Origin of the sequence: Methanobrevibacter arboriphilus JCM 13429 = DSM 1125 (genome assembly GCF_002072215.1) — an archaeon.
GTDB lineage: Archaea > Methanobacteriota > Methanobacteria > Methanobacteriales > Methanobacteriaceae > Methanobinarius > Methanobinarius arboriphilicus.
Genome location: NZ_JXMW01000004.1, coordinates 90,037 through 112,763, shown reverse-complemented (window position 1 = coordinate 112,763; position 22,727 = coordinate 90,037). Strand labels below are relative to the sequence as shown.

General features: G+C 25.4%; 15 protein-coding genes and 1 pseudogene. 12 read left to right on the top strand and 4 right to left on the bottom strand.

What is annotated here, in order from left to right; translation table 11 throughout:
• The first annotated feature begins 1,020 nt into the window (after positions 1 to 1,020).
• Complete coding sequence (locus MBBAR_RS03295) at positions 1,021 to 3,729, top strand: beta strand repeat-containing protein (RefSeq protein ID WP_143746120.1); 2,709 nt, start codon at positions 1,021 to 1,023, stop codon at positions 3,727 to 3,729.
• 110 nt (positions 3,730 to 3,839) lie between these two features.
• On the opposite strand, the pseudogene MBBAR_RS10705 reads toward MBBAR_RS03295, so the two are convergent.
• The 3 genes and pseudogenes from MBBAR_RS10705 to MBBAR_RS03280 all read right to left on the bottom strand — a co-directional run bounded on the left by MBBAR_RS10705 (position 3,840) and on the right by MBBAR_RS03280 (position 6,767).
• Positions 3,840 to 4,357 (bottom strand): annotated as a pseudogene (locus MBBAR_RS10705) (transposase).
• Positions 4,357 to 4,647 (bottom strand): hypothetical protein, encoded by a 291-nt coding sequence (locus MBBAR_RS03285; RefSeq protein ID WP_080459840.1) that lies wholly within the window; start codon positions 4,645 to 4,647, stop codon positions 4,357 to 4,359. Before MBBAR_RS03285 ends, MBBAR_RS10705 begins: the two are co-directional and overlap by 1 nt.
• 260 nt (positions 4,648 to 4,907) lie before the next feature.
• Entirely contained in the window at positions 4,908 to 6,767 is a 1,860-nt protein-coding gene (locus MBBAR_RS03280) for a hypothetical protein (RefSeq protein ID WP_080459839.1), read from the bottom strand.
• 365 nt (positions 6,768 to 7,132) lie between these two features.
• Here MBBAR_RS03280 and MBBAR_RS03275 point away from each other — a divergent pair, with 365 nt between their 5' ends.
• From MBBAR_RS03275 to MBBAR_RS03250, 5 genes are all read left to right on the top strand, one after another.
• Positions 7,133 to 8,716, top strand: coding sequence for a transglutaminase domain-containing protein (locus MBBAR_RS03275; protein ID WP_080459838.1), 1,584 nt, complete (start codon positions 7,133 to 7,135; stop codon positions 8,714 to 8,716).
• A 455-nt stretch (positions 8,717 to 9,171) separates the two neighbouring features.
• Positions 9,172 to 10,644 (top strand): non-hydrolyzing UDP-N-acetylglucosamine 2-epimerase, encoded by a 1,473-nt coding sequence (gene wecB, locus MBBAR_RS10505; protein ID WP_249025026.1) that lies wholly within the window; start codon positions 9,172 to 9,174, stop codon positions 10,642 to 10,644.
• Between the two features lie 243 nt (positions 10,645 to 10,887).
• Positions 10,888 to 12,111, top strand: a complete 1,224-nt coding sequence (locus MBBAR_RS03260) for an ATP-grasp domain-containing protein (RefSeq protein ID WP_080459837.1) — start codon at positions 10,888 to 10,890, stop codon at positions 12,109 to 12,111.
• Between the two features lie 228 nt (positions 12,112 to 12,339).
• Positions 12,340 to 13,404: a hydantoinase/oxoprolinase family protein gene (locus tag MBBAR_RS03255; protein ID WP_080459836.1), complete on the top strand. Its 1,065-nt coding sequence runs from the start codon at positions 12,340 to 12,342 to the stop codon at positions 13,402 to 13,404.
• 85 nt (positions 13,405 to 13,489) lie between these two features.
• Positions 13,490 to 14,176 (top strand): hypothetical protein, encoded by a 687-nt coding sequence (locus MBBAR_RS03250; protein WP_080459835.1) that lies wholly within the window; start codon positions 13,490 to 13,492, stop codon positions 14,174 to 14,176.
• 632 nt (positions 14,177 to 14,808) lie between these two features.
• On the opposite strand, the gene MBBAR_RS03245 is transcribed toward MBBAR_RS03250, so the two are convergent.
• The gene (locus MBBAR_RS03245; protein ID WP_394325437.1) at positions 14,809 to 15,327 is read right to left on the bottom strand and encodes a CDP-2,3-bis-(O-geranylgeranyl)-sn-glycerol synthase; all 519 of its coding nucleotides are present in this window, start codon (positions 15,325 to 15,327) and stop codon (positions 14,809 to 14,811) included.
• Between the two features lie 1,059 nt (positions 15,328 to 16,386).
• Here MBBAR_RS03245 and tes point away from each other — a divergent pair.
• From tes to MBBAR_RS03215, 6 genes are all read left to right on the top strand, one after another.
• Complete coding sequence (gene tes / locus MBBAR_RS03240) at positions 16,387 to 17,886, top strand: tetraether lipid synthase Tes (RefSeq protein ID WP_282956043.1); 1,500 nt, start codon at positions 16,387 to 16,389, stop codon at positions 17,884 to 17,886.
• 430 nt (positions 17,887 to 18,316) lie between these two features.
• Entirely contained in the window at positions 18,317 to 19,306 is a 990-nt protein-coding gene (locus MBBAR_RS03235; protein WP_080459833.1) for a beta-ribofuranosylaminobenzene 5'-phosphate synthase, read from the top strand.
• A 457-nt stretch (positions 19,307 to 19,763) separates the two neighbouring features.
• Positions 19,764 to 20,297, top strand: coding sequence for a zinc ribbon domain-containing protein (locus MBBAR_RS03230; RefSeq protein WP_080459832.1), 534 nt, complete (start codon positions 19,764 to 19,766; stop codon positions 20,295 to 20,297).
• A gap of 43 nt (positions 20,298 to 20,340) precedes the next feature.
• Positions 20,341 to 20,805: a zinc ribbon domain-containing protein gene (locus tag MBBAR_RS03225; protein ID WP_158082514.1), complete on the top strand. Its 465-nt coding sequence runs from the start codon at positions 20,341 to 20,343 to the stop codon at positions 20,803 to 20,805.
• A 301-nt stretch (positions 20,806 to 21,106) separates the two neighbouring features.
• Positions 21,107 to 21,589 carry a homoaconitase small subunit gene (hacB, locus tag MBBAR_RS03220; protein ID WP_080459830.1) on the top strand — a complete coding sequence of 161 codons (483 nt, stop codon included), beginning with the start codon at positions 21,107 to 21,109 and terminating at the stop codon, positions 21,587 to 21,589.
• Between the two features lie 424 nt (positions 21,590 to 22,013).
• The gene (locus MBBAR_RS03215) at positions 22,014 to 22,658 is read left to right on the top strand and encodes an HVO_0476 family zinc finger protein (RefSeq protein WP_080459829.1); all 645 of its coding nucleotides are present in this window, start codon (positions 22,014 to 22,016) and stop codon (positions 22,656 to 22,658) included.
• Positions 22,659 to 22,727: the final 69 nt, after the last annotated feature.

The window sequence follows — 22,727 nt, the reverse complement described above, 5'->3', positions numbered from 1 at the left end:
TTCCTCAACACTTCAAAACTAGTACTATTACTAAAAGCAGTCTAATTCTCATTACCAACATAATTAACACTAACAGTTATAGTTCCAGTACGATTAGTTGTATAATTAAAATTCCAACCACCAGTACAATTAACAGAAACATCTGTGTAAAGATTACCATCAACAGTAACATTAACACCAGTTATACCAGTATAATTAGCTAACTGACCAGAAATAGTAACATTATTGCCAATACTCACTGAATCATTACTAACAATTATACTAGAATTAGTAGTTAATTGGGAATNAAAAGCTACATTATCATCTACATTATCTAAAGTAGCAGCTAAAGTTTGAACACCAGCTGTAGCTGTTGCATTATAAACAAAACCATCAACACGACTACTATTAAAATCATCACCATTGAAAGTTCCATTAACAACAAAATCAGGTAAAAATTCAACACCATCATTACTAAGCGTAGTATTCAAAACTAACAACATAAAACTAACATTATCACCAAAATGAACACCATCCAAACTAGAAGTATTAGTAATATTCAAAATAAAATGATTAAGAGTATCAATGCCCAAAATTTTACCAGTTATATTATTAAGACCCCACCAATTACGATCAAAACTACTATTATCATTATGACCAGTAATATTAACACCAACAGAAGCAATAATACGATTATACTCAACAGTAACATTAACCAATGAACCAGAACTTAAACCAGTAAAATTCAAACCAGCCTTAGTAGCAAAAATAGTATTACCACTAACAACAAAATCAGTCACATTAGTAACACCAGCACCACTAGTATAGAAATAAAAACCATCACCATTAGTAACATTAATAGTATTATTCAAGAAATTAACACCCTTAACATTACCATTAGACAAATAAACATAAACACCATAACTAACACCAGTAATATTGTTGTTGGCNAAGGTTATATTGGTGTTGTTGCTACTGTATGCATACAGAGAAACACAATAACTAACACCAGTAATATTGTTATTGACGAAGGATATATTGATGTTGTTGCTACTGTATGCATCCAGAGCAACACCAGGGCCGGATGTTCCTGTGATGTTGTTGTTGGCAAAGGATAAATTAGTGTTATTGCTGCCGTATGCATCCAGCAGCAACAACACCAATATAACCTTCGCCAACAACAACATCACAGGAACATATGGTGTTTATCTGTATGCATACAGCAGCAACAACACCAATATAACCTTCGCTAACAACAATATTACTGGTGTTAGTTATGGTGTTTATGTTTATTTGTATAATGGTAATGTTAAGGGTGTTAATTTCTTGAATAATACTATTAATGCTACTAGTGGTGATGGTTTTTATTTCTATACTGGTGGTGGTGTTACTAATGTGACTGATTTTGTTGTTAGTGGTAATACTATTTTTGCTACTAATGCTGGTTTGAATTTTACTGGTTTAAGTGCTGGTTCATTGGTTAATGTTACTGTTGAGTATAATCGTATTATTGCTTCTTTTGGTGTTAATGTTACTGGTCATAATGATAATAGTATTTTTGATCGTAATTGGTGGGGTGTTAATGATATTACTGGTATGATTTTGGGTGTTGATACTTTTAATCATTTTATTTTGAATATTACTAATACTTCTAGTTTGGATGGTGTTCATTTTGGTGATAATGTTAGTTTTATGTTGTTAGTTTTGAATACTACGCTTAGTAATGATGGTGTTGAATTTTTACCTGATTTTGTTGTTAATGGAACTTTTAATGGTGATGATTTTAATAGTAGTCGTGTTGATGGTTTTGTTTATAATGCAACAGCTACATTTGGTGTTCAAACTTTAGCTGCTACTTTAGATAATGTAGATGATAATGTAGCTTTTAATTCCCTCCAATTAACTACTAATTCTAGTATAATTGTTAGTAATGATTCAGTGAGTATTGGCAATAATGTTACTATTTCTGGTCAGTTAGCTAATTATACTGGTATAACTGGTGTTAATGTTACTGTTGATGGTAATCTTTATACAGATGTTTCTGTTAATGGTACTGGTGGTTGGAATTTTAATTATACAACTAATTGTACTGGAACTATAACTGTTAGTGTTACTTATGCTGGTAATGATAATTATACTGCTTTTAGTAATAGTACTAGTTTTGAAGTTGTTAAGAATAGTACTAATTCTAGTATTATTGTAGCTAGTGTTCAAATTGGTACTAATGCTATTATTTCTGGTGAGCTTGTTGGTTATGTTGGTAATGGCTCTGATATTTTGACTGTTAGTGTTGATGGTAATGTTTATGATAATATTATTATTAATTCTACTGGTGGTTGGAGTCTTAATTATACAACTAATCGTACAGGAAACATAATTATTACTGTTAGTTATGTTGGTAATGAGAATTATACTGCTTTTATTAATGCAAGTAGTTTTACTGTGATTTTGAATGATACTAATTCTAGTATTGTTGTTAATCCTGAAACTGTAAATATTGGCAACAATGTTACTATTTCTGGTGAGCTTGTTGGTTATGTTGGTAATGGCTCTGACATTTTAACTGTTAGTGTTGATGATAATGTTTATAATGATGTTACTATTAATTCTACTGGTGGTTGGAGTCTTAATTATACAACTAATCGTACTGGAAATATAACTGTTAGTGTTAATTATGCTGGTAACGAAAATTATACTGCTTTTAATAATGCAACTAGCTTTTTAGTGGCTAAGAATGGTGTTAATTCTTCTATTAATATTCCTAGTAATATTAAGGTTGGAGATTCTATAATAATTGATGGTGTTTTAGCTGATGAAAATGGTAATCCAATAGCTAATACTACTATTACTGTTATTATTGATGGTGAAAACTTTAATGTAACAACTGCTGATAATGGTAGTTGGAATATTAATTACACTCCAACTCATGCAGGTGACTTTAATATTAATGTTACTTGGGAAGGTAATGATAATTACACTAGCTTTACCAATAATACTAACTTCAATGTTAATAAATTAGCTACATATTCTAGTATTGACCTTTCAGCTGATTTTAGAATAGGGAAAACTACTGTTATAAGTGGTGTTCTTCTCGATGAGGAAGATAATACAATAGCTGATAGTGAATTAGAAATCACTATTGATGGTAAAAAACATTTAGTGAAAACTAATTCCAATGGTTACTGGTATTTAACTTATAAACCTGAAAAAACTGGAAAAACTACAGTTGTACTTAATTTCAATGGTGATACTAAATATTTAGGTTTCACTAACAGCACTAGTTTTGATGTTAAAAAAGGTGAAACTTTCACTAATGTCACTGTTAATGAAAATAAGAATGGTTCTGTTGATTTGATTGTTAAAGTAGTTGATGAAGATGGTGATACCATACCAGATTATAAAGTTAATCTTGAATTAGATGGTAAATACATAGGATCTGTGATAACAGATTCTGATGGAGTTGGAATATTCCATATACCAAATTCTAAACTTACCTCTGGTAAACATAAGATTACAGTTTCATCTGACAATGAAAATTACTTTAGTAATTTAGCATTTGCTGAATTTGAAACCAAAAACAACAATAACACCAACAACACTAATAATACTAATAGTACTAATGGTAATGGCAATAAAACAAGCGATAATCCAGTAGCAATAGCTACTATGAAAAAAACAGGAATACCAATAATAGCTATTATACTAGTATTGATAAGTATATTTGGAATCAGCTTAAGAAGAAAACAATAATTAAACATTTTTTTTTTAGGAGGGCTTATTTATTTTTTTCCTCCATATTTATTTTTATTATTTATATTTTAATTTTTATTATTTTTTAGGCTTTGTAGAAACCCTTTTTTTTATGAGATTTGGGTTGATCTGTATATGTTGTATATTGTGTTTTTGAGTTTTTTTTCTTTGTTTGATGTTTTTTGTGTTTTGCTTTTGTTTATTCCATTAAATTTTCTTTTTCTTACGCTTATTACACTTTCTATGTTGTTTCTTTTTGAGCATATTTGGGGTCTGAATATTGTTGGGCTTTTTAGTCTGTATTGTCCTTTTTTAGCTCTTTTTTTCAATGGTATTTGGTCAAAAGCTTTTATTTCTTCGTTTATACATTTTCTTATTAGTTCTGTGTCGTATGCTTTGTCTGCTAGTATATAGGGAGGATTATATTTTTTTTTATTTGTCTTAGGGATGCTATTGCAAATTTTGTGTCGTGTTTTAGACTTTTTTGAACTGTATAATGAAGAATTAGTCTAGTTTTCACATCAATTGCAATATGGGTTTCAACATAGCTTTTTCTTTCTTTTTTTCTCACTTTTGCGTAATATTTGTCTGCATTATCGTTTGTAAACCCTGTTCCATCTAATACTATTAATTTCCCTTCGATTTTATGTAGATTTTTATTGCTGAAATAGTGAATAATGTATGTTGTGTGTATAAATGATTTGAAAAAGTGTTAGAATATTTGTTTAAAGTTATTTTTGCATATTTATATGTGAATTCAATGAATCTTAAGAGGTTATTTGTTGTAATATCTTTATTATTTTCTTTTAAGATTTTTGCAGTAGAATTATTAAACTTTTTTTCCAAGCCAAAATCCAAAAGATTTAACTGTCTTGAAAACAAACAACAAATTGGAGGATACTTTATATTACTAGTCATAATACTAAATATCCTCCAGTCCAATATAAATAACTATTTACCCTTATTTTTTCCAAAAACAACGACTAACAGTTTCAAGTGTATTAAAATTAAAAACACAACTGCCTATTTTTCAAAATCAATAAAATCTCAAGAAAAAAAAAGGGTTTCTACAAAGCCAATTTAATAGAAAAAGAAGATTGAAATAATACTTAAAAAAATTTAAAGATAGTTGAAAAATAATTTTAATTTTTCTTACTTATCTTTTAATTTTCTTGTTTTTATATTTTGAGTGTTTTTGTTTTTTTGGATGATGTGTATATTCCAGTTCCTGTATATTTTGTTGTTATTTTGTTTTTGCCTTTGATTTTGTTTGTTTTGATTTTTAAGTATGCTATTCCTTTTGTGTTTGTTTTTGCTTTTCCTAAGTATTTTTTGCCTTTGTAAACTTTTATCCATTTTTTAGCTACTGATTTCTTTTTATTGTCTTTTAAACTGATTTTCAGTTTAGTGTATTTTTTAGATTTAGATGCTATTTGGAAATTGTTTGTTGTTTTTAGTTTACGAGCAGTATATTTAATATTAGATTCTTGTTTATCTAATTTAGCTTTTACTGTGTTACTTATTGTTTTTAAGGTAATTGAATAATTAGTGTTTATTCTTCCATCAATATTTTTTAAAAGTTTACCATTATAATATAAGCTTGTTGTGAAGTATTTTAGCTTGTTTTTTGCATCTGCATTATTATTTGTACCATTAAGTACAAAATAATAGTATATGGTGAGTTTATCAGTTACGTATAATTTATTGTTAGCTATCTTTGTTGTGATTTTCATTGTGTAATAGTTTATTGGCTTAACACCAATGACTTTGTCTTTTATATTATTTGTTCCCCACCAGTTATGACTAATTTTAACATTTGAAACATTACCTACCATTCCAGGCATCATTTCTTCTGTATTAATATAATATATAGAATTATTTTTACTATTTAAAAAAGTATTATATGTAATAGAAACTGGAAATTGGATTGTACTTAAATAAATATCACTACCTTTAGTAGCTGAATTATTATTAAAATTAGAATTTGAAACATTTAAAGGGGAAATAAGATTGATTATTGCTTCTCCTGTTTCATTTGCCTTATTATTAGTGAAATTACAATTAAAAATATTCAATTGCATTATATTCAATACTGCTCCTCCCATTGGTGCACTATTGTTGATAAAAGAGGAATTATAAATATTACAAATATAACCTAATTCTCCTCCTGCTGATGCAATACCTCCTCCACCACTAGTAGCAGTATTATCTATAAATTTAGAACGAAGAATATTTAAACTTCCAGAGCTTCCAATAGATCCTCCTACTTTTGCAGAATTATTAATAAAGCTACAAGAATCGATAATTATGGGAATATCACAATAATCATTAAAGATTGCTCCTCCTCCATTTTCTCCTATCGCTTTATTGTTTAGGAAAACTGAAGAATAAATTTCCATTAATCCCTCATCATTATATATTGCTCCTCCAGTATTAGCAGAATTATTAGTAAAATTAGAATTTGCAATACTTATATTTCCTTGATTGAATATTGCTCCTCCTTCAAGTGCTTTGTTATTGATGAATGTTGAGTTTATAATATATGCACTGCCTGCAACTGTAATAATTCCATCTGGATCTGAAATTTTGATATTATTAATTACTGAGCCTATGGTTAGATTATTGTTCATGAAAGAACAATTTATAATGTATATTGTTCCTAAATTAGTAATAACTCCTTGAGTAATCCCTTCTTCCATTCCTTGACCATTAACTATTATTAAATTTATCAATGTTAAATTTCCTGCATTTCCTATAAACCATGAATTATTACAGTCAATTATTGCTTTATTATTAGGATTTTTGCTTTTTATAATAATATTATTTTCGTATCTAACTCCAATTTCTGTATTGTTTTCTCCTTTATAAGTCCCACTTTCTAATATAATAGTTGAATTACCAGTATTGACTGCTTCTTTAATGCCTCCAGTACTATTTTCATTTATTGTTATTTCATTTGCAGATACTGAACTTATTGTTAATGCTGTTGTAATTAGCATTATTGAGATTAATATTATTTTTTTGTTTATTTTTTTCATTTTTTTATTCACCCCTATTTTTATATTTTCTAATTAATACTTATATTTTTAGGTATGCCTAAATATTTATTACTTTAACTACTATACTCTAAAAAATTCTTTAGTAGTAATATAAAAATTTATTTCACATAATACTTAAATAATACTAATTAAATTTATTCTATTTCTTAAAAACAATATTTATAAACTATTCAATGTTTTATAAGTAAGTTACAGTTAAAATAAAAAAATATGATAATTATGAGTTTAATACTTAAATTTTATATAGTATGAACTAAATATATTATTATCACATTTTTGTTATGATTCTTATTTGAAACTGATAATTGTGAGGAATATCAGTTTTTTTTGGAGGTATAAAATATATGGTAAAATATAAAAAAAAGATCATTATATTTGTTCTTTTAGCTATTTTTGTCATTGGAATTAGTCTTACGAGTGTTTCTGCTGCTGAATCTAGTGATGGGAATACTAAAGCTAAAAAAGTTTCTCAATCTGATGTTTTAAAGGCTAGTAAAAATATTAAAACTTATACTGATAAAAATAAAAAACTGCCAAATTATGTTACTATTAAAAATCAAAAATATTCAATGGAAGAATATATGCATCTATCATCTTTAACGATACATTATAAATATAAACAAAAAAAGAATACAGTTACAGTTAAACCTGGTGTTAAAAGTCCGAATAGTCCTTCGGGTTCTAAAATTAATGGAAAACTCACTAAAAAACAGTTTTCCACTTATAATGTTAATGCTTATAAATATATAAAAAATTATAATCGTGCTCCTAATTTTATTTCTACAAAACTAGGTAAGATGAAATTTCAGACATTTATTTATGCTAACAGTCGTATTTTAGCATGGTCTGCAGATAATGGTGGTAAACTGCCTAATACTCTTACTCTTTCTATTTCTGCTACTCATCCTATTAATAAGTATTTCCCAAAATATTCTTCCAGTTCAGATAGTTCTTCTGGTTCTTCTGGTTCTGGTTCTCAAGTTGTTAATCCAACTAAATCTGTTTCTATGACTAATATTTTTGAAGCCTCAAATAGGGTTAAAAATTACATTGAAACTAATAATGCAATACCCTCAAAAGTTAAAGTAGGTTCTGATACTTATTCTGCTAATGATTTCTTATATCTATTATCAAAAGCACTTGTTAATAAAAATTCAGGTGTAAATTCTAATATAGCTGTTTTAAAAACTAATGCTCCTTCTAATTCTTCAGGAAATAATAAACTTGGAAAAATTTATAAAGCTGAATTTTTTAATTTAGCTAAATCCACAGCAAACTATTATAAAACAAATAAAAAAACTCCTAACTATATTAATTCTAGTCTTGGTAATTTACAATATCAATCGGTGATTTATGTTTTTGCACGAATAGGGTCTTATATACATAATAATAAAGCAATTCCAAATTATGTTGATGTGACCGTAGATAGCTCTAGTAAAATTAATGGTGGAACTGGTGGAAATACTAATCCTCCTATTGGTTTAGATGAGTATTTGAAACCTACTAAGAATTGTCAGGTGAATGATGCTAGAATTCAGGCTAAAGCTAAGGAAATTACAAAAGGTTGCACTAATGAATTGCAAAAAGCTACTGCTATTTTTAACTGGGTAAGGGATAATATTAAATATCAATCTTATACTGAGACTCTTAAAGGTGCAGTTAATACTTTATCTAGTAGATTGGGTAATTGTGTTGATCAAACTCATTTGTTGATTGGGCTTTTAAGAGCTTCTGGTATTCCTGCTCGTTATGTAAATGGTATGGCTACTTTCAAATCTAGTGGACATATAGGTCATACTTGGGCTGAAGTTTATGTTAATGGTAAATGGGTGATTGCTGATATAACTAGCAGTCAAAATAGTTTAGGGTCTGTTAAAAATTGTTGGAATCATGAAATATGGTATAAAAGAGCTCAAATAGATTTCTGAGCAAATATCATTTTTCATCATTTTTATAAAAATTAAATTTTGCTTTATATTTTTATTTTCATTTTCATGGATTTTCATTTATAGGACTTTTAACACTTTCATATAAAAATTTTGTTAATAATTATTTTTTAAGTATACTCAAAAAATGTTATTTCTTAGAAAATTGGTATATAAAACAATTAATGATAGATAATAGATTAGCCAAATTTATTTATATTTAAAAAATTAATTTATACTATACTTATTCAAACTTTATATTATATAATTGTATTAAAACTGTATATTAAAACTGTTAATTTAGTTATCAAAACCTTCAATTATAATTGAAAATAGTAATAAATTATATTAAAAATATTGATTAATTATATTAAAATTATACTAGAATTAGTTAAAATCATTAATAAATTATACTAAAAACATTAATAAATTATTAAATTAAAAATAGGAGATAATTGATGAAAATAGCTATTGTACTTGGAACAAGGCCTGAAATTATAAAAATGGTTTCTGTCATTGATGAAATTATTTTTAGAGGTCATGAATTAATTCTTATTCACACTGGTCAACATTATGATCATGAAATGTCTGATCAGTTTTTTGAAGAGCTAGAATTACCTACTCCTAACTATAACATTGGTGTGGGTTCTTCTTCTCATGGTAAACAAACTGGTAAGATGATGGAAGGAATAGAAGAAATATTACTCAAAGAAACCCCAGACATTCTATTAGTTCAAGGAGATACAAATGCTGTTTTAGCTGGAGCTTTAGTAGCTTCTAAACTCCATATTCCTGTAGGTCATGTAGAAGCAGGACTTAGGTCTTATGATATTACTATGCCTGAAGAAGTTAATAGAAAATCTGCTGATGTTTGCTCAAAGTATTACTTTGTTCCCACTGAAAAATCTGCTATTAATTTATCTATTGAAGGCATTTCTAGAAAAGATATATTTATAACTGGAAACACTGTTGTTGATGCTTGTTTTAGAAATTTAGAAATAGCTAAAAAACATATTGATGATATGGAAAATTCTTCTACTTCTCCTACCTCTTCTACTTCTCCTAGCTCCCCTAATTCTTCTACTTCTCCTACTTCTCCTAATTCTTCTAATTATTTTAATTCTCCTAATGATTCTACTTCTCTTGATTCTTCTTCTACTTCTTCATCATTTTCTAATGAAATATTAAACCTATTAAAATTAGATAATATTATTACTTTAACTATGCATAGGGCTGAAAATGTTGATAATAAAAAGCGTTTAACAGATATAATCAATGCAATAGCTGAACTTAAAGATTTTAACATTGTTTTTCCAATCCATCCAAGAACTAAAAAAACAATGGAAAACTTTGGGTTATATGAAGATTTAGCTAAATTAGATAATGTTCATCTTATTAAACCATTAGGATATTTAAACTTTTTACTTTTAATGTCAAAATCATTAATTATTGTCACTGACTCTGGAGGTCTTCAGGAAGAGGCTATTACTCTAGATATTCCTTCTCTTACACTTAGATATAATACTGAGCGTCCTGAAACTGTTGATATGGGTGGAAATATTTTAGTTGGTGCTGATAAAGATTTTATTGTTGAGAGTGCTAATAAAATCTTAAATGATAAATCTTTTTATGATAAAATGAGTTTAGCTCCAAATCCTTATGGTGATGGAACAGCTGGAAAGCAAATATTAGATATAATTGAAGATAGCTATGAAAAAGGAGAATGTAGATTAGATTCTCCTGATGATATTATGGATACTTTCACTACTTTAATGAAAATTGTTGATGAAGATATTACAGTTTCTGATTTTGAAATTAATAATAATGCTTTAATTAGAACAGTTTTCAACCCTGTTTACGAATCAATGAAGTTTCCAACTGATGATTTGAATTTAAAAGGAATGAATATCTTATATGATAAAATGAGCTGATTTTTATAGATTCAGTATTTGTAAAGTATTGTGGAGTTTAAGTATTTGTAAAGTATTGTAGATTTTAATGTTTGTAAAGTATTTTTAGAGTGTTTGCAAGTGTTTGTAAAATATTGTAGATTTTAAGTGTTTGTATATCATTTTTAAAGTATTTTTAAAAGTATTTTTAAATGTCTATAATTTGTTACTTGTAATTTTTCATTTTTATTTTTAATATCTAATCTTTAATTTTAAGGGATTCTTATGGTAAATGATAATAGTGTTAACTCTGTTTTAGTTTTTGAATATTACACTGCTTCTGGAAAAAACGATCCTATGATTATTTCTGAAGCTAAATGTTTAATCGATTCCCTTTTAAATGACTTAAGTTCGTTTTCAGAGGATAGTGATACGAAAATTCATTTTCTAGTATCTAATGATTTTAAATATATTGGAGATAATTATAATTATATTAATGAAAATAAAATTATTATTGATGTGCCTTTAGAAGATTGGTTAAAGGGTAATATAGATAAATTTGATAGTTGTATGTTTATTTCAGCTGAAGAAAATATGAATCTATACAATTTAGCTAAATTAATTGAAGATAAAGGTGTAAAAATTTATGGTTCTGATTCAAATTCTACTTTAATCTGTTCTAACAAATTTTTAACTTTCAAACATCTTCAAAGTATTGTAAAACAACCTAGAACTTTTCAGTTCACTATCTCTGATGAAAGTTCGTGGGAAGAATCTATTAAAGATATATATAAATCTTTAAAATCTTCCAATGATTCTAAAATTAGTGATATTAATAAATTTTCCAATGATTCTAGAGATAGTAATATTAATAAATCTTCTAATGATTTTAGAATTAGAGATGTTAATGATTATAAATTAATTGTTAAACCTATTTATGGTGTTGATTGTCAGGATATGGTTATTATATCTGAAATTGAAGATATAAATAATATAAAAAATGTTTTTCCTAATAACACTCAAGTTCTACTTCAAGAGTATATTCCTGGAGATAATTTTAGTGTTAGTTTAATCTCTGATGGTAAAAAAGCCATTCCAATTAGCTTTAATAAGCAATATATAGATATAAATAAAGAAAATCAATCTTATATGGGGGGAAAACTCCCTTTTAATCACCCTGATCTTGAATCTGCTTTTTTAATAGCTAAAAAAGCTGTAGAATCTATTGAAGGTATTAAAGGATTTGTTGGTGTTGATTTAATTATAACTGATGATGATTCTATTGGTAATGATCCTATTTATTTTTTAGAGATTAATTCTAGGTTTACTACTCCTTATGTTGGACTTAGTAAAATAGCTAAATTTAATATAGGAAAATCAATAATTAATCTTTTAGATAATAAAATTTCTATTTCTAAATTATATAAAGAAGGTTTTGGATCTAATAAATTTGATAAGATGGTTAAATTTAAGAAAAATGGTAATAATTTAGATATTGAGGTTTTATAAATCATTTTAATAAATTATTATTAATTAAATTATTAATTAAAGTATTTTTTATAGATCATTATTTTAATATACTATTAAATAAATTACTAAATAAAGCATTGTTTTATAAATTATTATTAAATAAATTATAAATAAATTATTAATAGATTATTTATTAATAAATTATTAGCTTATAGATTATTATTTTAATAAATCATTATTTAACTTTTGTATTATGGAGGATATTTTATGAAAATAGCTGGTTTTGACATTGGTGGTGCAAACACTGATTTAGCTATAGTTGATTTTGAAAAAAGAAATGAAATCATCGATATATCTTGTGATTTTAAGTATTTGCCTATGTGGAGTAATAATGATGATTTAGGAAATACTTTATTCGAATTAATCCAAAATATCAGTGATATTGGTTCTATTGATGGTATAGGTATATCAATGACTGCAGAGCTTGTTGATGCCTATGAAACTAAAAAAGACGGTGTTTTGGATATAGCTAATAAATCAAAAGAGATTTTTAATGAAAATTCATCAAAAAATATTCCAATTGCATTTATAGGTACAAAAAAAGTTCTTTCTTTAGAAGAGATAAAACCTAATTCTTTCGATGTAGCTGCTGCGAATTGGATAGCTACTGCACAGGTGGCTGCTCAAATAAGTCCTAATTGTATTTTTATTGATACTGGAAGTACTACTACTGATATTATTCCAATTAAAAATGGTAAAGAATGTGCTAAAGGAAGATCTGATTTTGAAAGATTAAAAACTAAAGAGTTAGTATATACTGGAACTCTTAGAACTAATTTAGCAAGTTTTCTTGATAGTATTTCTTTTAAAGGTGAGAAATATAATGTAGCTTCTGAGCTTTTTGCAATTACTGCTGATGTTTACAATGTTTTAGATAAGATAACTCTTGATGATTATGTTTGTGATACTTGTGATGGTGCTGGAAAGTCTAAAGAGGAATCTGCAAGAAGAATTTCTAGAGTATTATGTGCTGATTTAGATATTCTTTCTTTTGATGATATTGTTGAAATTTCTAATAATATTCATCAAATTCAAGTTGACCAGATAGCTAAATCATTAATGGAAGTTGTAAATAGAGAAAATTTAGATTTAGTTGTTACTACTGGTCTTGGAAAAGATATACTTGCTAAAAAAGCAGCTGAAAATTTAGATTTAGAAGTAAAATCTATGGGTGAGCTTTTAACAGATGAAGAATGTGTTGTTGCCCCAGCTATTGGAACTGCAATTATGATGAATGAATATTTAGAGAATGAATGCTTTAAAAATATTTAAAAATTATTTAAAGGTTATTTAAAAGTTATTTAAATTATTTAAAAACATTTAAAAAGATTATAATTTAAAATTAGTGGAGATATAAATGAAAAAAAGACGTATGGTTCTTATTATAATATTATTTTTAATAATAATAGGAGCAGGACTATATTTATTTGCAAATTTTTGTGAAACTCAAACTATTGGATCAAATAATTTAGGATATGTTACAAAATCTACATATTCTCATTATGGAGATTCTGAACATAAAATTGCAGTTGTTTCTGGTATGCATTCACGGGAAAAACTTTCTGCTGATGTTTTACCTGTTGCAGTAAAACTTTATGCTCTTTTTAATAAAGTAGATATAGTTAATTATCAAGTCACGGTTTTAGATAATCCTGATGATTTTTACATTGGTAGAAGCAATGGAGAGTCATTGGTTAATAATTATGTTGTAAATGATATAGCTAAAGAAAATTTCGATCTTGTTATTATAGGTCATGATCATGAAGAAGGTTATGGAGATGGTTTTTATATAGCTACTCCTTCAATGGATTCAAAATCAGTTACTCTAGCTGAAAAAACAATTAATAATATTCCTAACTTTAATTATTATAAGAGAGATACTACACAATCAGCTAAAAGTAGTTCTATAACTACTGTTGATAATCCTATTGTAGCTACTGGAACTCCTCTTTTTGTTTATGAAATTCCTGAATGGTTAGGCTTTTTTGAAGCTCTTGGTAATTCTTATAATCTTATTGGAGCTTCGTTTAATTGTTTTAATTGATTAATTTATACTTTTTTATATTTATTTTTAGTATAATTATTCATCATCCTATTTTATATTATTTTGGCTCTGTAGAAATTCTTTTATTATCTAATATAATTATAAAAAATATATATAACTAAAAAATGCTTTATTTTAAAATTAAAGAAATATTTTAACAAGTTAATTTAACAAAATAAAGATTTTAAGTTTGAAAAATAAGGATTTCTAAAAAGCCATTATTTTTAGAAATAATAGTGTATTTGAATATTAGTTGTTAAATTGATAAATTTATATTCTTTTTTTAAAAAATTAGAGTAGTTTCATTTTATAATGAACCTAAGCTCCATAATCATAATTTTTATATTATTTTTAATATTTAAATTTTTCTATTTTTAATACAAATCATGAAAAAAGTAATATTTATATATTTTTTATTACATATTAATATAACATATTAATATAATTGAATAAGCTAGTTAAATTAAAAACTAAATAAGAATTATTGAATAGGGATTGTAAATAACAATATTAAAAATAATTAAATAAGAATTATTAAATAAAAAAGTAATTAAATAAAAATTAAATAAGAATAATTAACTAAGAATAATTAAATTAGATGAGTTAAATAAAGTAAATTACTAAAAAATCAACTAATACCAAACTTCTTTCATTCCAAGGAGATATGCAATCATGTTTGATATTAAATGGATTATTAATGTAAGTATTGCAATTATTATCACTGTTTCTGAGCTTATGGTTGTGTATAATGATGCTAAAATTAATGCTCCTGCAATAAAATCTAGCTGATCTAAAATTGGAGCAGGTCTGCCTCTATTTATGCCTAACCTTCTTTTAATAAAACTTCCAGCCGCATCACCTAATAATGCACCAAAACTTAAAAGGAAACCCACAATTAATCCATATACGGGGTCCCAAATCAAAACTCCTTCTATAGCTCCCACAAGAGTTCCAGTTATTGTTCCAAAAATTAGTCCTTTCCAAGTTACTCCATCCCCTATGATCCTATGCCCATCAATGAAATTTTTCCCAAAATCTACCGGTGTGGTCCCTCCAAATGCAAGTCCACTGAGATTTGCAATATAGGCAGGCATTATAAAGTATACTGCACTTAGACAGGTCATAATAAAAGCAGCTAATTCTGACATTATTTTCCTCTAATTTTTAATTATTGATATTACTTATCTCATATTAATTCTTTTTAATTTATAAACTTACTTATTTGATTATAATTTCAGAATACTGTTTCTATCTTTATATTTTCAGTTTTTTATTTTTATTAGTTAATTATTAATTGAGTATGAGGTTATTTATAATTTATTCACTTTTGTTATTAGCTCTTTAATTTTTAATTTGCCTATTATTTTAGAATTTAGCTATTAATCTGCCTTTTATTTTTTCATCTGTTAATATTAACTTTATTTAGGTTTTTCTTTATATAACTAGTTTTTTTCTTTGTATAATATATAAAGATTTATCTTTTTCTTTTAATGTTCATTAAATGTTAGATTTTATTTTAATTTTTTATAATATTTCCTATTTTTATTTATTTTTAATTTTATTCTATCAATTTTTACTAAACTTTACTATTTAATTTAAATATATAAATATAATGCTTAAATATAAATATAATATAATAGAGAATAATAAGATAACAATTGAATAGGATGAATAAAATAATTAGATAATTAATAAAAATAGGGTGTTAATCTAGAACTATAAAAAGATATTTTATGAGATAGTTTTAATTAATAATTTGAATTATTATTTTAAGTTTTTTACTATCAATATAAATTCAAATATTCAATAATATTCAATAGATTTATCTAATAATACTCAATAAACTTTATTAATAATGAGAATCTAATTAATCAATTTAATTATTATATCAATAATTTCTATCAATCAATTATTATATCAATTAATACTATTAATTATTACTATACCAATTAATATTATATTATTGTAATCAATTATATTATTATATCAATCAATTATATCAATTAATAATTCAGTTAATAATTATATCATTAGTAATCAATTAATACTATATCAATTAATTACACTAATTTAATTATTATAATGAATTAACAATTATTTAAAATATCAGCAAATCTTAATTATTAATATTTATTCTAGGAATGATTGATGTGTACATATATCATTTAAATTTTAATCAGGATTAGTTAAGAAGATAGGTGATCATTTTGGTGTTTATTAAGAAAACAATGAGTCTATGCCCAACTTGCTTTAAACCAGTAGAAGCTGAAGTTTATGAGAAAGATGGGAAAGTTTGGATAAAAAAAGAGTGTCCTGAACATGGTAGTTTTGATAACACATATTGGACTAATGCAGAATTATATAAAAGAGTTGATGGTTATAAACCGTCAATTAAACCAATAAATAATCCTCAAGTTGATTTAATGTCAAATGAAGAGGGTTTAGGTTGTCCAAATAATTGTGGAATCTGTTCAGATCATGAAACTGCTACAGTACTTGGCCTTATTGATGTTACAAACAGATGTAATCTTAAATGTCCTGTTTGTTTTGCTAATGCTGCGGTTTCTAAAAAACTTTATGAACCTACTTTTGAAGAAATCAGACAGATGCTAAAAAATTTACGTAGCTTAGATCCAGCACCTACTCCAGCAATACAATATGCTGGTGGAGAACCTACTGTTAGAAAGGATATTGTAGAACTTGTTAAGTTAGCTATAGAAGAAGGTTTTTCTCATACTCAGATAGCTACTAATGGTTTAAGATTAGCACGAAAAGAATCTTTAGCTCAAGAATTAGCTGATGCTGGATTAAATACTATTTATCTTCAATTTGATGGTATTACTGAGGAACCTTATATTTATAATCGTGGTAAAAATATTCTTCCTCAAAAGATTCAAGCTATTGAAAACTGTAGAAAAGCTAATCTTGGAGTTGTTTTAGTTCCAACCTTAGTTAAAGGGATTAATGATGATCAAGTAGGAGACATAATTAATTTTGCTATTGATAATATTGATATTATTCATGGAGTTAATTTCCAACCAGTGTCCTTTGCTGGTAGAACTCCTCAAGATCAAGTAGAGGAGCAGAGAATTACTATTCCTGATTTTATTGATTTAACTTCTAAACAAACTGATAATCAAATTAAAGAAGATGATTTCTATCCTCCATCTTCAGTTGAACCTATTTCTAGATTTATTGGTGCTCTTGAAGGAGAAGAACCATCTGTAACACTAAATTGTCATCAACATTGTGGTATAGCTACCTATATTTTCATTGATAGTGATAAGAAAATTATTCCAGTAACTGAGTTTATTGATGTTGATAGATTCTTAGAATTTTTAGATGAAAATGCTGAAAAAATAGAAGAGGGTGGCTTTGCTATAAAACCAAGAGTGTTAGCTAAAGCTACAAGAGAAATTCCAAAAGTTTTAGATAGAAGTAAAGCTCCAGATTCTTTAGATATATCTAAAATATTGGTTAATGTATTTAAAGACAGGTCTTATGAAGCTTTAGGTGATTTCCACCATAATTCTTTACTTATATCTTGTATGCACTTTATGGATCCTTTTAATTTTGATGAAAATAGGGTTAAAAAATGTGTAATTCATTATGCTGTTCCTGATGGTCGTATAATACCCTTCTGTACAATGAATTCAATGTATAGGCAAGAAATTGAAGAAGAGTTTTCAGTTCCATTTAAAAAGGATTGATGATTTAAATTGAACAATATTCTTTAATTGTTGTTTTTTATTTTTTATTAAGTTTTCTTAATTTATTTTCACTCTTTATATTTTTTATTTAGTAATTTTATTTACTAATTTTATTAGTAATTTTTTATTTTTTAATTATTTTTAACTTATTTTTAACTTATTTTTAATCTATTTCTTTTAATCTATTTCTTGATTTATTTTTAGTTATTTTTAACCATTCCTAATTTATTTTTAATTTATTTCTTGATTTATTTTTATTTTTTAGCTTATTTTCAAATCATCTTATAATTTAATTATAAAATCAATTCTAAAATTAAATATAAAAATTAATATATGATAATAAAGTATATTGTACTAGATTTTATTTAAATTCATAAATTAAATTAATAAATTCTCGATAGTTTATTGGAACAACTTAAGGAGCTATTATATGATTATTAAAACTCCATCTAGACTACACATGACCCTAATTGATTTAAATGGTTCTTATGGTCGGGCAGATGGTGGTATTGGTTTAACCATAAATAAACCTAATTTTACTCTTCGTTGTGATTATTCAGAAAGTGGAATTTCCATTGATTTTAATGAAAAAATTACTGATGAAGAAATAAGAAAAGAAGCTTTTAAGAAAATTAGTATGTCTGCAGAAAAAGTAATTTCAAAATATAATTTCGATGAAGGTTTTCATTTTACTGTTGAAGAGGCATATCCTCCACATTCTGGTTTAGGATCTGGAACACAAATGTCTTTAGCTACAGCAAAACTCATCTGTGAATTTAATGAAAAAAAAGTTGATAGTATACAACTTGGAAGTATTCTTGGAAGAGGTGGAAGTTCTGGTATTGGAATGGGTGCATTTGATTATGGAGGATTTGTTGTAGATGGAGGGCATGACTTAAAAGATAAAGGAGGATCTGTTTTACCATCATCAGTTAATCCAGCTAAACCACCTCAACTGATTGGCCGTTATGATTTTCCAGAAGATTGGGAAATTGTTGTAGCTATATCTGATGCTGATACAACAGTTACGGGTATGAAGGAAGATGATATTTTTGAAAAATACTGTCCAGTTCCTAAAAATGATGTTGAAAAGTTATCTCATATCATATTTATGAACCTTATTCCATTTCTTTTAGAAAAAAACATTGAATCAGTTGGAGATTCAATTAATATTATTCAAAAACTTGGCTTTAAAAACATTGAAGTTTCTCGCCAGTCTCAAAATGTTAGAGATTTAATGGATAATATGAGACAATTTGGGGCCTATGGTGTGGGAATGAGTTCTTTTGGTCCAGCTATTTATGGATTAATTGATAAACATAATCAAGACGTTTTTAAAGCAACTCAAGACTATCTTGGCGATGATGGTATTGTTTTTAAAACAAAAGCTCAAAATCATGGATTTGAAATTGAAAAATAGTTTTAATTATTTTATAATTATTCTTTAATTATTTTTTCTAATTTATTTTTTTTATATATTTTTACTATTTTGTCACCTGTTTTTTGGATTTTTAATACTATTTTTAATATTATTTTTTGTATTATTTATTAATCTTTATAAAATTGTATTAAAAATAATATTTTTCAAAAATTAGTTAATGAAATTCATATAAGTAGTTCCAAAACTCAAGTAATAAAATATAGTAATCATTAAATAGAACTAATAATAAACTCAATCTTAATTGTATTATATTTAATAATGGTATAAAATTAATAATATTTAATAATAATTAATAATATTTACTAAGATTTACTAATATTTACTAATATTTACTAAAGTTTACTAAGATTTAATAAATTTTAATTAATAATAATTAATTAATTTTTTAATAAATATCTACTTAAATTAAATTTAATAACATTTGGAGAAAATTTATATGCGATATGAAAATGTGAATAATGTTGAAGAACTTAATTTTAGGGTAAATAATTATATAAGTTCTGGATATAAACTTGAAATTAGGGATAATAACTATGCTAAATTAGTTAAAGATGATTTTGATTGGGCTATTTTTATTATTTTATTTTTATTATTGATTATAGGTGCACTCATTTATTGGGCTGTTAAAAGTGGAAATAAAGATGAAGTCATAATTCAAGTTGGAAATGAGTATAATAGTGGTAATATGGAATATAACCCTTCAAAAAATGAATCTTTTAAACAACAAACTGAATCCAAGCCACAAAACAATGTTCGCTATGATTTAAAATGCCTTTCTTGTGGATATGTAAATGAAGAAGGTTCTAAATTTTGTTTTAGTTGTGGAACTGAATTGAGTGTTATTGCTAATTCTAATGATCTTGTTCAGGAATTTGATTCTGAAAATTATAAAAAATGTTCAAATTGTGGAAATTTAGTTTTAAAAGATGATAAATTCTGTACTAGTTGTGGTGTTTCACTTATTGAATAATATTCTTAATAATCTTATTTAATGTTAGATTATGGGTGTTTTTATGTCGAAATTTTGTACTCAATGTGGAAATGAAATAGAAGATGAGGACATGTTTTGTAGTGCTTGTGGTAGTCCAACAGATCCTCAAGCTCAACATAATAAAAATCAGCAAAATATTAATCAAAATCAATATGTAAATGAACCTAAAGGGCCTTGTGTTAAATGTGGTTCTTTAACTCCATTTAGTTCTAATTTATGTAATTCTTGTGGGGAAGTTAATCCTCACAAACCTAAAGAAAGCCATAGTGCAGCTATTGTTTTAGGTTATATATTTAGTTTATTTGTACCAATTGTAGGTATAATATTTGCTATTTATCTATTGACTCGTGAAAACCCTGATGTTAAAAAACATGGGTTTATTCAAATAATTATAGCTATAATTATAATGATTATCTCTTTGTTTTTGGTTATGTTTTGGTTGTCATATATGAACAGTTATAGCTATTATAATAGTTATTATTATTAATCTAATTATTATTAATTTAATTATTAATTTAATTATTAATTTTTTTATTATTAATTTTTATTATTAATTTTTTATATTTTTTTTAATTAATTAATTAATTAATTAATCGTTAGTTATATAAATCATTACTTACATTAAATAACTTATAATTTATATTAAATAAATAATCATTCATAATTTTTATATTTTTAAAGATAATTCATTTATTATTATAATTGCGTTTTTTGTTAAGATTATAATTCATAATTAAAAAGATTAAACAATTTAATTTGTTTTTATTAATAAGTTTAATGTTGATAAAATGGATAAGATAAAAGGAAAAGTTTGGAAATTTGGAGATAATATTGATACTGATGTTATTATTCCTGGAAGATATTTAAGAACATTTAACCCTGAAGATTTAGCTCGGCATGTTATGGCTGGTGAAAGAGAGGATTTTGCAAGTAAGGTTGAATCAGGGGATATTATCTTGGCTGATGATAATTTTGGTTGTGGATCTTCAAGAGAACAAGCACCAGTAGCTATTAAAACAGCTGGAGTTTCAGCTATAATAGCTAAGTCTTTTGCAAGAATTTTCTATAGAAATGCTATCAACATTGGCCTTCCAGTTGTTAAAGCTGATATTGGTGCTGAAGAAGGAGATATTATCTCATTGGATTTGAAAAAGGGTGTTATTGTCAATGAATCTTCTGGAAAATCCTTTAAAATTGAACCATTCAAAGACTTTATGCTAGATATTCTTAGTGATGGGGGTCTTGTTAAACATTATCTCAATGAAAAATAGTAGCTATTATTTAATTAATAAAACATTTGTTTAAATAAGTGTTACTTTTTATAGCTATCATTTTTAATGAAGCTATTTTCATTATTTTTAATGTGTTTTTATTTTTAATTTTTTAATAGTTAATTTTTAAAATATTATCTAAAATATTAATCCTAAACTATTAATATAGTAACATTACAAATAAAAATAGTAAAAATAAAAAGATATAATAAATATAAATAATGTTAATTTAATTTTAATTATTTTAATTATTTTAATTATTTTAATTATTTTAATTATTTTAATTATTTTATTTATTTTAAATATAATTACTTTAAATATAATTTTTTAATTTAGTTATTTTAAATATAATTTTTTTAATTTTATAATTTTTAATTTTATTAATTCTTGAATATAAAGAATTAAGTTTCAAGAGGTATTAAAAATGGAATGTCCTATTTGTGGGTCAGAAAACATAGATACATTAAAATCAAAGAGAATCTCGTCAAAAAGTAGAGAAATTAATGAATTACTCCTAAAATGTAACAACTGTGAATCTGTATTTAAAGATAAAGTCACTGAAAATAAACCTATTCCAATTAGACTTATTATTAGTGAATATGAAAGTTCTAAAAAGACTCATATTGATATTTATCCTGATGAAAAGCTATCTAAAGATAATGTGTTATTATCTGATATGGGTGAAGTTGAAATTACTTCTCTTGAAACAAAAGATGGAAGAAGAGTTTCAAGTTTAATAGCTAATGATGTTTCTACAATTTGGGCAAGTTCAATTGAAATTCCTTCAAGAATAGGTGTTTCTGTTGATTTAACAGGTAATGTTGATTCTTTTAAGGTAGAAGTAGACAGGGAAACTGAATTTGCTACTGATGATTTTGTTAAAATAGCTGAATATGTGATTCGTATAAATGTTATTAAAACTTTAGAAAGAAAAACAAGAAAAGGGTATGCAAAAGCTCGAGTTATCCAAAGAATTTATGGAAGACCAGTTAAATTTAATAATTATGATTATGATTTAACTGATAAAATTGTTTCAAGGAAAGTAACTGATAAAAGAGCTAAAAAATAGATTATAAATATTTATTTTTATTGCATATTAATTATTTAACACATTAATTATTTAAGGCCTTAACTATTT

Excerpts from the sequence above, each read along its gene's own strand:
- MBBAR_RS03215 (WP_080459829.1), top strand. The coding sequence starts at position 22,014 with ATGGAATGTCCTATTTGTGGGTCAGAAAACATAGATACATTAAAATCA.
- MBBAR_RS03295 (WP_143746120.1), top strand. The coding sequence starts at position 1,021 with ATGTTGTTGCTACTGTATGCATCCAGAGCAACACCAGGGCCGGATGTT.
- MBBAR_RS03255 (WP_080459836.1), top strand. The coding sequence starts at position 12,340 with ATGAAAATAGCTGGTTTTGACATTGGTGGTGCAAACACTGATTTAGCT.
- MBBAR_RS03280 (WP_080459839.1), bottom strand. The coding sequence starts at position 6,767 with ATGAAAAAAATAAACAAAAAAATAATATTAATCTCAATAATGCTAATT.
- MBBAR_RS03225 (WP_158082514.1), top strand. The coding sequence starts at position 20,341 with ATGTCGAAATTTTGTACTCAATGTGGAAATGAAATAGAAGATGAGGAC.
- MBBAR_RS03250 (WP_080459835.1), top strand. The coding sequence starts at position 13,490 with ATGAAAAAAAGACGTATGGTTCTTATTATAATATTATTTTTAATAATA.
- MBBAR_RS03275 (WP_080459838.1), top strand. The coding sequence starts at position 7,133 with ATGGTAAAATATAAAAAAAAGATCATTATATTTGTTCTTTTAGCTATT.
- MBBAR_RS03230 (WP_080459832.1), top strand. The coding sequence starts at position 19,764 with ATGCGATATGAAAATGTGAATAATGTTGAAGAACTTAATTTTAGGGTA.
- wecB (WP_249025026.1), top strand. The coding sequence starts at position 9,172 with ATGAAAATAGCTATTGTACTTGGAACAAGGCCTGAAATTATAAAAATG.
- MBBAR_RS03285 (WP_080459840.1), bottom strand. The coding sequence starts at position 4,647 with ATGACTAGTAATATAAAGTATCCTCCAATTTGTTGTTTGTTTTCAAGA.
- hacB (WP_080459830.1), top strand. The coding sequence starts at position 21,107 with ATGGATAAGATAAAAGGAAAAGTTTGGAAATTTGGAGATAATATTGAT.
- MBBAR_RS03235 (WP_080459833.1), top strand. The coding sequence starts at position 18,317 with ATGATTATTAAAACTCCATCTAGACTACACATGACCCTAATTGATTTA.
- MBBAR_RS03260 (WP_080459837.1), top strand. The coding sequence starts at position 10,888 with ATGGTAAATGATAATAGTGTTAACTCTGTTTTAGTTTTTGAATATTAC.